The sequence below is a fragment of the Vibrio penaeicida genome (assembly GCF_030689305.1).
GTDB classification, from domain to species: domain Bacteria; phylum Pseudomonadota; class Gammaproteobacteria; order Enterobacterales; family Vibrionaceae; genus Vibrio; species Vibrio penaeicida_B.
Window position 1 is genome coordinate 53,308 of sequence record NZ_JAUYVM010000014.1, and the last position, 12,555, is coordinate 65,862.

Here is a 12,555-nt window from a genome sequence, read left to right on the forward strand (position 1 = left end):
GGTTTGTGTATAACTCCTCTATTGTTATTTTATAACAATTGTCATAGTCTTGGCTGAAATTTAAGATAAAACCAAGTCTCATGCTAATGATGAACATCGCGCAGCAAGCGTGTAAATATGCTTGCTGCCTATTCCTGATTTTTCTCTCCACGTCAATCTCGCACGCTCACCCTCATTCTTGGGTCGATATGAAAACGACCATACTTGGCGAGGGCACCAAAATTTCCGGATTCTCCATGGAGTGGACTTTTGATGCCATGACCACCGCGTATATGTTAGATGGTGAGGACATGTCAGATCCGGTTCGTGAACAGACACTTAAGCAATTAGCCATGTCTGTTATCGATAACATGCTCTATGAACATTACTTCACCTACTTCTTTGAAGCCGACGAACCCATTCGCTACAAAGAAGTATTGGACGCACAATTCACTCACCATAGAGGCAAGCTGACTCTTCACTTTAAGCTGCCATTAACTCGGGAAAAAGACACGTTAGGTAAGTCATTAAAGCTCATGATTTTTGAGCCCAGTTATTACGTTGACATGAGTTGGAAGAAAAAAAGCGCCATTCAGCTAAGTGCAAATTTAGAACAGCAATGCTCGGTTGAACTCGTTGAGCCCTCCCCTACATCGGAACAAATGGCGTATGCACTTTCGCTCCCCGCCGATGCTGACCCCGATAACACGCTAGGGCAACTGTTTACCCAGCACACTTACATTCGTTGCGAGGGCTAATTCGATGATGCATTCTCTTTTTAAGTCTTCTCTATCGTCTCTCAAACCTTACGCGCTCGCCATAAAGCCGTATTCGAAGTGGGCCGTACTTGGCTTGATACTTATCGCGGGTTATCAACTGTGGTTAAGCTGGCCAACCCTAGTACTCAAAAGCATCCAAATTCAAAGAGATTTCAACGGTCAACTCAGCGATCTTCTTTATGATATTCAAGAAAAACGAGAAGGCGCTTTGTGGACTTTTTCTGTCGTCAGTTTGGTGTATGGCATTCTTCACTCTTTAGGACCGGGGCACGGAAAAGTCATTGTAACAACTTACCTTGTCGCTAAGCCCACACAAGCAAAAACAAGCTTAATCATCACAATATTGTCTTCGTTACTGCAAGCTTTGGTGGCGATTGCAATGGTTTCAGTCTTGCTGTGGTTATACAAAGCCTCTATGCGTGATGTTCATGCCAAAGCTGAATCTGCGATGATGGTGAGCTACTTCTGCGTATTATTGTTCGGCGTTGTTATGATTTATCGTTCAGTCAAGAAGCTAAGAAAGCCTCATCAGTGCTGTCACCATCACGCCCCAAAATTTGCAGACAACTGGAAAGAGATCATCAGCTTAATCTTTACAATAGGTATTCGCCCCTGCACTGGGGCTATCATGATTTTATTGTTTGCAAATATGGTGGGTGTTTATTGGGTTGGAGTGCTAAGTGCCCTTTTAATGGCATTCGGTACCTGCTTAACCACCTCAACGATAGCAATGATGACTTTAGGCGGGAAGAAGCTAAGTGGGCGTTTATTTGGTGATAAACACCATCACCATAACCATTCCAAATCCCCCCATTACCTAGCCTTAGCCGGTGGCATCATCCTCGGTTTGTTTGGGCTTTTATTACTCCAATCTGGGGATGTTGCGTTCAGTCGAGTCATTTAAGGCATAAAAAAGGGAAATCATCGGATTTCCCTTTTTGTCGAATGATCACCGCGCCCCGAGCAGTGTTTTAAACCAGTACCATTTCTACATCAACAAAATTAAATTCGGCATCCAGTGTCGTTTTCAACTGCATCTTAGTATCCGTTACAGAACCCGATGGCTGCGCTGAAAGCTCCTCTAACGCTAAACCGATAATAACTAAGTAACTGCTACCTGTTTTGCTAATATTCAGACTCTTTGCTGATATTCCCTGCGAGGTCAGTTTTTCGTTAACCAATGATTCGATTCGTTCATGTTGAACCTGATCTTGTAGCTTTCCTCCGGCTAACTCGATAAAGGCTTCCTTAATGATACCGATGGGCTGCTTAATCATCAGTGTCGCCAATACGACGACCAACAATGCATCACCAATATAGAGTAAGAAATCCCAATCGCTGCCCGCGGGGATATAGCCAATAACGATCAAGACCGCGCCAGTCGATGCCGATAAAACCCCATCAATAAACGATGCTTTCTTATCCACTTTAAGCATGGAACTGGCATTGCCAATCCGTTTATTTTGCACATGGTAAAGCAAGGATAAGCCCCAGCAAATACATACCATTGCAATTGCGTAGTAAACAATGGGACCCGTTTTTATGGGTGTAATATCAGCCCCCTGAAGGTAAGCGATGATTTTTGTCCCATTGCCAGAAATGGCCGATATGATTACGCCAATGAGAAGTAAGCCTTTCATCATGGAATACAGCGCTTCGGTAACGTACAAACCAAATGGGAAAACCTCTGAACGAACACTTTTTATCCGAGATATTTTGAGTGCGAAAATGGACGAAACAAACAAAATAAAAGACATATTTCCATCAAGTAAAAGTGCTTCGGATCCTGATAAATAGTAAGTCCACCAACCGCTGAACGCCATCACGAGATTCGCCGCTATTCCCACTTTAATAGACTGTTGCTCGCGCTTAGAAATTGAGTCTTTCATAGTACCTTACGCTTATGAATTTCACCGACGAGATACTATCACACCAACCCATTATGCAAACACTCTCCTTCGTTTACTCAATCAAAGAGGTATCTCCACACCAAGCCAGCACTAAGCTCAGTATCAACCAGCGAGCCCTGTCGCAAATAAAATGAACCCACACAAACTCAAACGCCGTACGGTCTGAATTTTGTAGTACATTCCGCCTTTCCCTCAGAGATTTTCTTCAAGGAATCCCATGAAAAATAAGGCGTTCGCAATTGCGGCAGCTGTCGCTATCACCGGCTGTAGTTTGCCTACTGAACCAGAGAATGACACTCCAAAACAGTTTGCTCAACACATCAAAAACATCGCTATAGAATACCCTGTCACCAAGAAAGTGAACGTGGTAGATGAGTATTTTGGCGTAAAGATAAGCGACCCATATCGCTGGCTGGAAGATGACCAAAGCAATGACACCGCTGAATGGGTAAAATCTCAAAATGAATTAACGTTCGACTATCTAAAGCAAATTCCATATCGGCAAAAAATTGAAGACCGCCTCACGGAGCTGATGGACTATGAGAAAGTCGGCAAACCATTTAAAGAAGGGAAATACACGTATTTCTATAAAAACGATGGTCTGCAAAATCAATTTGTTCTCTATCGACAGGTAGACGATAACGAACCAGAAGTCTTCATTGACCCGAACACATTCAGTGACGACGGCACCACATCAATGGCAGGTATCAGCTTCTCTGAAGATGGCTCCCTTGTTGCCTACCAAATTTCAGAGGGTGGCAGCGACTGGCGCAAAGTGATCGTACTGAATACCGAAACCAAAGAGAAAGTGGGTGACACACTCATTGATGTGAAATTCAGTGGTGTATCTTGGTTGGGCAATGAAGGGTTCTATTACTCTAGCTACGACAAACCAAAAGGCAGTGAGCTTTCTGCTAAGACTGACCAACATAAGCTTTATTTCCATAAGCTTGGCACCAAACAGAGTGAAGACTCTCTGATCTTTGGTGGCACCGACGCTGAAAAGCATCGCTATGTCTACGGCTACACAACGCAAGATGATCGTTATCTTGTTGTTTCGGCCAGTGTCTCAACCTCTGGCAATAAATTGTTCCTAAAGGATCTGTCTAAACCAAATGCCCCTCTGACGGCTATCACAGAGACAGCGGAGTCGGATACCTACGTGATTCATAGCAAAGGCAACAAGCTGTATTTGGCCACGAACCTCAGTGCACCTAACAAGCGTGTTGTAACCGTCAATGCCGAAGCCCCTCAACCACAGAATTGGCAGGATGTGATCCCAGAAACGGAGCATGTCCTTCGTGTTTCAACCGCTGGTGATGCTTTATTCGCGAGCTACATTGCAGATGCCGTATCTAAAGTGAAGCAATACGATATGCAGGGCAAACTCATTCGCGAGATAGAGCTGCCAGGCGTCGGTAGCGCAAGTGGATTTTCTGGTGACAAAGATTCGACTGAGGTGTACTACACCTTCACCAACTACAAAACACCAGGATCCATTTACTCGTTGAACATTGAATCCGGCGAAAGCACACTTTATCGTCGCTCTACCGCTCCGTTCAAATCGGAAGAATACGAATCGCGTCAGGTTTTTTATTCATCGAAAGACGGAACTCAGGTTCCAATGATCATCACTTACAAAAAAGACACGCCAATGGATGGCACAGCTCCGACTATCCTTTATGGCTATGGTGGTTTTAACGTGAGTTTAACGCCTAGGTTCAGCCCTGCTCGTGCCGCTTGGCTAGAGATGGGAGGTGTGTACGCAGTCGCTAATATTCGTGGCGGCGGCGAATACGGGAAAGAGTGGCACAAAGCCGGAACGCAATTGCAAAAGCAAAATGTATTTGACGACTTTATTGCAGCAGCCGAGTACCTCGTTGATAAAGACTACACTTCAAGCAACAAACTGGCGGTAAACGGTGGCTCAAATGGCGGCCTGTTAGTGGGTGCGGTGATGACACAACGCCCAGAGCTATTCCAAGTCGCACTGCCTGCCGTTGGGGTTTTAGATATGTTGCGTTACCACACCTTCACCGCAGGAGCTGGCTGGGCATACGACTACGGCACAGCAGACCAAAGTGAAGAAATGTTCCAGTATTTGGAAGCATACTCCCCTGTTCACAATGTGAAACCCGGTACTGAGTACCCAGCAACTATGGTAACAACAGGTGATCACGACGACCGCGTAGTACCTGCACATTCCTATAAGTTCGCTGCAGAACTTCAGTCTAAGCAAGCAGGTAACAATCCTACGTTAATCCGAGTAGAGACAAACGCAGGTCATGGTGCAGGCACACCTACGAGTAAAGTCATTGAGCAATATGCCGATGTTTACAGCTTTACGTTGTTTAACATGGGTGTAAGCGCACTATAAGCATGTTATTAGTAAGCCATCATATCTTTTGATGGCTTAACTTTCTCAACCTTAGCCCCGTATTCTCGTCCCATTTCAATCACCCATCCATCAGGTAACTGGTTATCTAAAGGTAAGGCTAATCAACCTGTTATCGGAATAGGAGGTTAAATAGACTCGCGTTCGGGTTTAACGATTGATTCTTCTTTTAAACATTAACGCTGTAAAATATTTAAAGAACTGATTTTACCCCTTATAATGCGCGGCTAAATTTTAGCCCCACAAGAAAACCAATAGAAGGATACACAATGAAGTTACGTGCTTGCGCCGCGTTTGTAATTGGCGCACTAGGTACAGCGACACCGGCTATCGCAGCGTCCGAAATAACGGATATTCGTTCAGATTCCACAGTGGAAACCGGCGATATGCTGCAACTTGTGATCCCTCTTAGCGGCTATATGGCTGCATGGATGCACGACGATTGGGAAGGGGCAAAACAATTGACCTATTCCGTTTTGGCGTCGCAAATCATTGTAGACACCACTAAGAAAATCGTTGGCAGACAGCGCCCAAGTGGTACTAGCCCTCGTTCTTATCCTTCTGGTCACGCGGCTGCAGGTTTCTCTGGTGCGCACTTCTTGCAAATGCGATACGGCGCAGAATGGGGGGTTCCTGCTTACGCAGCTGCTTCTTATGTTGCGTACAGCCGAGTTCATGGTAAGCGTCATTTCGTGAGTGATGTAACGGCAAGCGCGGGTATTTCCTTCTTAGTTAACCAATACTTTGTTTCCCCATATACCAATGACGGGGTTTACCTCAATGCTCAACAAACCGAAGACGGCATGTCACTGAACGTTACGGTTACAGAAGCGGCATTTAATCAAGAACGCAGTTCAAAAGATCGCATTCAAACCGTTGCGACGCCACTCAAGAACAAAATTGAAGTAGGGTTGGGTTCTCATCTGAATTTCTTCACTGAAGACTTGGTCATGAACCAGAACTTTAGCGATGCGACTCAAGTCGATAAGCTTCAACCTTATACCCGCATTACCTATTCTCGAGAATTGGCTAATAGCAACGCGCTGGATTTCGAATTCATTCCAACAGAACTGCGCGTTACAGGCAAAGCGAAACAAGACTTCAGTTATCAAGATAAAGACTATGCGAAAGGCGAGTCTTTGGTGAGTGAATACCGACACTACATGCTTGGTGGCAATGTATACAAAGGGTATACGCCCCTAGAAAACTTTGATGTGAAATTTGGTTTAGGCGTTTATGCTCACCAATTTGGATACCAAGTCGCCAACGCAGATAGCCTAGGGCAACACGCAAAGCGTGAGTACCTTCGTATTCTTCCAGCAATGACAGCCAGAGCAACCTACACACTATGGGAAAGTGTTGCTGTAACGGGTGAATATCGCTTCCAAAGCTGGGAAAAGAATAGCCACAACACGGCAAAACTGGGGGTTAACTATCAAATCAATCGTGCATGGGATGTGGGTCTGAACTACTTAGCTTCATCCACCAACCTTCCAGCAAGTGTCGAATTTGACGAAGTGGGCTACGACAACAGCTCGGTAGAACTTCTGTTTTCAAACCGCTTCTAGAACCTCTTATTCACTGAGGTTTAAGCCTGACACCCAAAGCTCCGATATTCTCGGAGCTTTTTTATACTCAAGCTACCTATACCCAAGTGACCACATGGTACTTGGATACAATTGATCATCCGCCAAATTCTTTCGTACAATTATAAAAAATTGGCAATGAGAATATTATGGCACTCACTATTTTCTATGATGGAACATGCCCTTTATGCAAAGCTGAAATGGTTCAGCTCAAGCGTTTTGATACCCATCAACGTCTCGTTTTAGAAGATCTTTATCAACCCGACTTTTCACATAAATACCCAAATATCAGTGTCACGGATGCAAATCGGATTCTTCACGCACTAGACGATAATAACCAACTGCTATTGGGGCTTGATGTCACTCAAGCTGCATGGAACGCCGTAGGCAAAAAGCCATGGGTGAATTGGTTAAGAAAACCGTATATCCGTCCAGTTGCAGATTGGGTTTACCTTAGGTTTGCCAAGCATCGCTACACCATTTCGTGGTTGCTTACAGGTAAGCGACGCAACGATTGCGATCAGTGTCGGCTTCCCTGATCTGAGTACACCGTAATCCAATAAACTTTGACCTAGTTATCAATTTTGTATATCTCGCTACTTGCATGCAACATTGTTGTTACAATACTCCACCCTGAAACCTATTTACCGCCATTTAAACTGAATAATTAAGAATAAACATTGAATAGTATTGCAGGAATAACTGAAAGCAGTTATTCTTCGCAACATTGAATGAATACTAATGTTTAGTGAATAATTATTTACTAGCGGTAACAAGAGTATAAAAAGATGGATAACGTAAACACGGTTAGCTCTTCTAAGAGCAAAAAGAACTTTTGGGTCTTCTTGATCCCCTCCTTGCTCGGCCTTTTCCTTTTCATGGCACCTGTCAGTTTTCAAGGTGAACTCACCATTCCCGTCGCTATTTTGGCTGGTGTATTAAAGGACTTACTGGGCGATTTGATTGTTCCTATCATTACCTTTGTGATTGGCTTTATGTCTGTAGCAACTATATTGAATAAAGTTGCTAAGCCTGCATTTGTCGCGAACAACGCCTTTTTAACTGGGCTATTTGATCCTTCCCTCCTTTGGTTTGCTGTACGCACCATTGGTGGTATCGCGGTCTTGATGACGTATTTCCAATTCGGTCCAAAATCCATTTGGGAAGAAAATACGGGGGGTCTTGTACTAGAAGGCTTGATGCCAACACTTTTTGCTGTCTTCATTTTTGCTGGCTTACTGCTTCCATTACTTCTGAATTTTGGTCTACTAGAGCTGTTTGGTACGTTGCTGAGCAAAATCATGCGTCCACTATTTAACCTTCCGGGTCGTAGCGCGATCGACTGTATGGCTTCGTGGCTTGGTGATGGCAGTGTGGGTATCCTTCTAACCAGCAAACAGTACGAGAAAAAATTCTACACACAGCGCGAAGCCGCAGTAGTTGGTACGACTTTCTCAGCCGTTTCTATCACGTTCAGTCTCGTGGTACTGGCTCAGGTTAACCTGGAGCATATGTTCCTCCCTTTTTACGGTGCCATTTGTTTAGCTGGCTTAGTTGCAGCGGTGATCATTCCGCGTCTGCCTCCTTTGAGCTATAAGAAAGACCTGTACATTGATGGCAGCGCTCCAAAAGCGTCAGACAACGCCATTCCTGAAGGTCACAATAGCTGGTCTTGGGGTCTTAACCTTGCTCTAACAAAAGCAAGCAAAGTGAAGTCGGCGAAAGAGGTGTGTGTTGAAGGGCTAAAAAATGCTGCCGACATGGTGTTTGGTGTACTGCCTGTTGTAATGGCGTTAGGTACAATTGCACTGGTTATCGCAGAATACACGCCGATATTTTCTATTCTTGGCCAACCATTCGTGCCATTTTTAGAACTGCTGAACATCCCTGAAGCGGCAAAAGCATCTGAAACTATTGTGGTCGGGTTTGCAGACATGTTTATTCCAGCCATTTTGGCGGCTTCTATTGAAAGCGACCTAACTCGCTTCGTTATCGCTGCTATGTCTGTTACTCAGCTTATCTACATGTCTGAAGTGGGCGCTTTGCTATTGGGAAGCCGTATCCCAGTTAACATCGCAGAGTTGTTCATCATCTTTATTTTGCGCACACTCATTACGCTTCCAGTTATTGCGGGTATCGCGCATCTAATTTTTTAAATACAGACTTTTTAAGTGAAAGTTTTCTAAGTACTGATTTCCTATGTACAGACTTTCTAAGTACAGGCTTTCTCAGTACAGATAATAAAACGCCCCTAATACCCCCTGATATTTCAGGGGGTATTTTGTAAAATCCAATACTCTCTTACACTTTTTCTTGTCTTCAATACGACTACTGAAAAATGGCATAAAATCACTATTATTCATTTGGTTACGCACCAGTATTAGTGATTTTATTATCATTAACTTTACCGAACTCCGCTCTATTGCCTTCTCTTGTTTGTTTTTCAAAATGCTCAAATTAAAATGCGAGCAAACATAAACTGTGACAACGCATTGATATAAACGTATCAACCAATTGAAAGTCACTTTATTTTTGCTATTAGTTATCTCTAAAGTATATGGACTTACCATTATTGCGTTATTTATCAATAAATAACCTGTTAAGCCTAGTACTTTTCAGAATGTACGACGTACGCTTCCTGTTAACAAAATGGAATTAAATAATGGGTTCAAAAGATGGTCGTTTGCCATTAAATGGTGACTTGCTTAAGCAATTAAGGAAGCAAAAAGGGCTGAGCCAAGAAAGGCTAGCCGAGCAATGCGCAGAAAGCCGATTGTATGTCTCTTTATCTTCAATAAAACGTGCCGAATCTGGCAACAGTATTTTGTATCGAACCGCGAAAGAACTGGCTACGTTTTACTCGGTGGAAGTAGAAGACCTCATCCAAAACTCAGCCCCGATACTACAAAAAAAATTGTCGACCATACCGGAACACACTCATCAAGTTTTACGGCTTTCGATAGAGGTTGATAATGAGTCTCTAAAATCCGAAGTAGAAAAGCTAAATGATCGATCCAATTGCTATTACATAGCAGAGGAAGGGCTTCTTGAGTTTGGTTGGTATTCACGTTCTAGTGATGAATTTGTATTCGAGCGTATTCGTCGACTATGCGCGATGCTGCAATTTACGCTAAAAAGTCACGTTCGTATGTTTGTTGAAAGCAGCCCAACTAATGAACAGTTCACTGCCCAGAACACTCGGGTTAGCCAGCGTGCTAAGCAATTGCTTTCCCAAATCACTTGGGGAGATATCGTTGCATGCCCATGCTTTGTGTCGTCCAATTGTGCAAGACCACGGAATGTATTCTTACCCGAACAGCCAGAATTTAAAGATTGGCGTATTGTGTCAATGTGCCAGGTACAAACAGACTATTTTGTAGGGCGTCAATATGAGTTAACTCAGCTAAGCTCTACCCTTTCCCACTTATACGATAACCACACAGGCAGTACCGTCTGCTTAACGGGTATGGCTGGAATCGGTAAAACGAGACTCCTTCACAAATTCATCGAAATACTTGAACATAAAAATTGCGCTCCGGTACGGGTTCAAATATTAAATTTTGGTGTGGTGAACTCCCTTATCCCTACGGTTAATTTGATTCGTTCATTATTTGGCTTCACACCAGAAGATGACGGTAACTACATAAGACAATCCATCGCTATTTCACCGATTGCATCTTCTCATCACCTTTTCATTTACTGGCTGATGGGCCTAAAACTGTATGAGTCGGAACAACGTCTTTTAGATGTAATGGAACATTCCGCTCGTAACAGAGCAATCACAGAAAGCATTAATCAGCTCCTTTCACACCGACCAGCTCATCTTACCCAACTCGTGATTACCGTTGAGGATTTACATTGGGCAAATGATCTTCTTCTGTCCATTATTCAAATTTTATCCTCATTAACGAACAGGTTCCCGTTAATACTCATTCTGACATTTCGTTCTGAGCATCATTTGGTTAACGCTCCAGATTGGTTCCAATCAGCGACAACAATTGCACTCAAGCCACTCAACATGGATGAATCGATACAATTGGCAAACTGGATGGCACCAGGAAACCAAGAGGCCATCCAACGCTGTGTAGAGAAAGCGAGCGGGCACCCGCTCTTCTTAAGGCAGTCCTTACTCTGCTCACGCTTAGGTAGCGATGTACCTGAATCTTTAGAACACCTTGTCGTGGTTCAACTATACAAACTCGATGCCAATAACCTTTCTGCGATAAAAGCGGCTTCCGTATTCGGACAGTGCTTCAACTTGGAACAACTTCAGTTTGTTTTAGATGATGAGCATTACTACCCAAGAACCTTGTTAGAGCACGGTTTAATTAAGCATTCTGACCAAGGCTTTATGTTCCATCACGATCTCATTTGTTCAGCGGTACAAAGCCAACTTTCCGATAGTGAAAGGCGGTTGCTGAACGAGCACTGTGCTAAGTGGTTTGAAGAAAGGGATAAAAAGCAGTTTGCACTCCACTCAAAAAGAGCGCAGTGCAAAGATGCCTTTACGATCCTGATTAAAAGTGCCAAAGAATACATCGGCAGTTTTCAGTTTGAGCAAGCTTTGGAACTGATTGAAGAAGCCATTGAAATTGTTCCCAAAAGTGAAACAGCGTACGCACTAAACTTAAAAGGAAATTGCCTGTATTCAATGGGGAAAGTGAAAGAGTGCATTCATTTTCTGGAACTGGCCGTTAATCAAAACACCGACTCCAATGCTTCCAGCCAATATTTCATTGATTTGGCTAACCCATATCAGGTGGTTGACGCCATCGACAAAGCTTTGTCCATACTGCAAACCGCACAGAACATTTCGGAGCCAACACAGCAATACGCTCAATTGTCTGAAGTGCATTCAATGAGAGGGAATATTCTATTCCCAACAGGAAATATTGAATCCTGTGAGCAAGAGCATCAAAAAGCACTCCACTACAGCATTAAAGCAAATAGCCCTAAAGCAAAAGCAAAAGCCTTAAGTGGGTTGGGAGATTGTGAATACCTAAAAGGCAACATGATTAACGCCCACAACAACTTCAAAGAAAGCTTGAAGATATGTGAAGAAAACCAATATTTAGAAATCGAAGCATCCAATCGATACATGCTTGCGACAACCTTGATCTACCAACTGGACACATCACAAGCGCTTGCTCAATCTCAGCAATCTGCCACGCTTGCCTACTTAACAGGAAATCGTCGTGCAGAGATTGTTTCCCGACTAACGGCCGCTTGGGTACTGCTTGATTACAACGCACTGGACCAGGCAGAGAATGAAATCAATATGGCACTCGCCATCGCAAAAGAGTTTAACGCTGTCCGCTTCATCGCATGTTTAATGGAAACCAAGGCGCGCCTTAAGTGGTATCAGAATGATGCAATTAAAGCTCGTGAGTACATAGAAGTTGGGCTCAATTTGGTTGAAGAAAACAACTTACACGCCTTTATTGGCCCTTGGCTAAGTGCAACTAAAGCCATGGTCAGCACATTCTGGCAAGAGAGTAGAAATGCGTTGGAGCAAGGTGAAAAGTGGCTAAAACAGCCTTGTGCTGGTCACAACTCTTTAAGGTTCTACCAACAAAGCATTCGCACCGCATGGAATTTGAAAGACCGTGCTCTCCTTGAAAAATACCGAGATCAACTGTGTCAGTGTTGCGAGCCTTCACCATGGCGTGAGTTTTACATTGAGCAAGCAGACGTTATGCTTGGTGTGTTAACACAAGAGAGAACGAAAACAGAACTTGAAGCGTTTAATTCAAAAGCAAGAGAATTACATATGCTCCAGGCTCAAATATCTCTAAATGAATACGATGCAATACCTTCATTCTAGGTAGGTAACAGACTCAAATTCGCAATAAGATCTCCCGATTCTTTGAGCATCCCCCATCGCACTCAAAGAACCGGGAGAAATA

Annotated in this window: 8 protein-coding genes; 7 read left to right on the top strand and 1 reads right to left on the bottom strand. The window is 43.6% G+C overall.

Going from position 1 to position 12,555, the window contains the following annotated elements; all coding sequences use genetic code 11:
• Nucleotides 1-89 precede the first annotated feature (89 nt).
• Both Q8W40_RS20015 and Q8W40_RS20020 read left to right on the top strand, forming a co-directional pair.
• A complete protein-coding gene (locus tag Q8W40_RS20015) occupies nt 90-737 on the top strand; it encodes a DUF1007 family protein (RefSeq protein WP_305399850.1) in 648 nt (215 codons plus the stop codon).
• A 4-nt stretch (nt 738-741) separates the two neighbouring features.
• Complete coding sequence (locus Q8W40_RS20020; protein WP_305399700.1) at nt 742-1,662, top strand: nickel/cobalt transporter; 921 nt, start codon at nt 742-744, stop codon at nt 1,660-1,662.
• A 67-nt stretch (nt 1,663-1,729) separates the two neighbouring features.
• Here the strand turns inward: Q8W40_RS20020 and Q8W40_RS20025 are convergent, their stop codons facing one another.
• Complete coding sequence (locus Q8W40_RS20025) at nt 1,730-2,647, bottom strand: cation transporter (protein ID WP_305399702.1); 918 nt, start codon at nt 2,645-2,647, stop codon at nt 1,730-1,732.
• A 238-nt stretch (nt 2,648-2,885) separates the two neighbouring features.
• Here Q8W40_RS20025 and Q8W40_RS20030 point away from each other — a divergent pair, with 238 nt between their 5' ends.
• The 5 genes from Q8W40_RS20030 (at nt 2,886) to Q8W40_RS20050 (ending at nt 12,473) form a co-directional block, all read left to right on the top strand.
• Complete coding sequence (locus tag Q8W40_RS20030; RefSeq protein WP_305399704.1) at nt 2,886-5,045, top strand: prolyl oligopeptidase family serine peptidase; 2,160 nt, start codon at nt 2,886-2,888, stop codon at nt 5,043-5,045.
• A gap of 287 nt (nt 5,046-5,332) precedes the next feature.
• Nucleotides 5,333-6,631, top strand: coding sequence for a phosphatase PAP2 family protein (locus tag Q8W40_RS20035; protein WP_305399705.1), 1,299 nt, complete (start codon nt 5,333-5,335; stop codon nt 6,629-6,631).
• Between the two features lie 167 nt (nt 6,632-6,798).
• The gene (locus Q8W40_RS20040; RefSeq protein WP_370693409.1) at nt 6,799-7,188 is read left to right on the top strand and encodes a thiol-disulfide oxidoreductase DCC family protein; all 390 of its coding nucleotides are present in this window, start codon (nt 6,799-6,801) and stop codon (nt 7,186-7,188) included.
• Between the two features lie 249 nt (nt 7,189-7,437).
• Entirely contained in the window at nt 7,438-8,805 is a 1,368-nt protein-coding gene (locus tag Q8W40_RS20045) for a YjiH family protein (RefSeq protein WP_305399707.1), read from the top strand.
• Nucleotides 8,806-9,311: 506 nt separating this feature from the next.
• On the top strand, nt 9,312-12,473 hold the full coding sequence (locus Q8W40_RS20050; RefSeq protein WP_305399708.1) for an AAA family ATPase: 3,162 nt from the start codon (nt 9,312-9,314) through the stop codon (nt 12,471-12,473).
• Nucleotides 12,474-12,555: the final 82 nt, after the last annotated feature.

Excerpts from the sequence above, each read along its gene's own strand:
- Q8W40_RS20015 (WP_305399850.1), top strand. The coding sequence starts at position 90 with ATGAACATCGCGCAGCAAGCGTGTAAATATGCTTGCTGCCTATTCCTG.
- Q8W40_RS20020 (WP_305399700.1), top strand. The coding sequence starts at position 742 with ATGATGCATTCTCTTTTTAAGTCTTCTCTATCGTCTCTCAAACCTTAC.
- Q8W40_RS20025 (WP_305399702.1), bottom strand. The coding sequence starts at position 2,647 with ATGAAAGACTCAATTTCTAAGCGCGAGCAACAGTCTATTAAAGTGGGA.
- Q8W40_RS20030 (WP_305399704.1), top strand. The coding sequence starts at position 2,886 with ATGAAAAATAAGGCGTTCGCAATTGCGGCAGCTGTCGCTATCACCGGC.
- Q8W40_RS20035 (WP_305399705.1), top strand. The coding sequence starts at position 5,333 with ATGAAGTTACGTGCTTGCGCCGCGTTTGTAATTGGCGCACTAGGTACA.
- Q8W40_RS20040 (WP_370693409.1), top strand. The coding sequence starts at position 6,799 with ATGGCACTCACTATTTTCTATGATGGAACATGCCCTTTATGCAAAGCT.
- Q8W40_RS20045 (WP_305399707.1), top strand. The coding sequence starts at position 7,438 with ATGGATAACGTAAACACGGTTAGCTCTTCTAAGAGCAAAAAGAACTTT.
- Q8W40_RS20050 (WP_305399708.1), top strand. The coding sequence starts at position 9,312 with ATGGGTTCAAAAGATGGTCGTTTGCCATTAAATGGTGACTTGCTTAAG.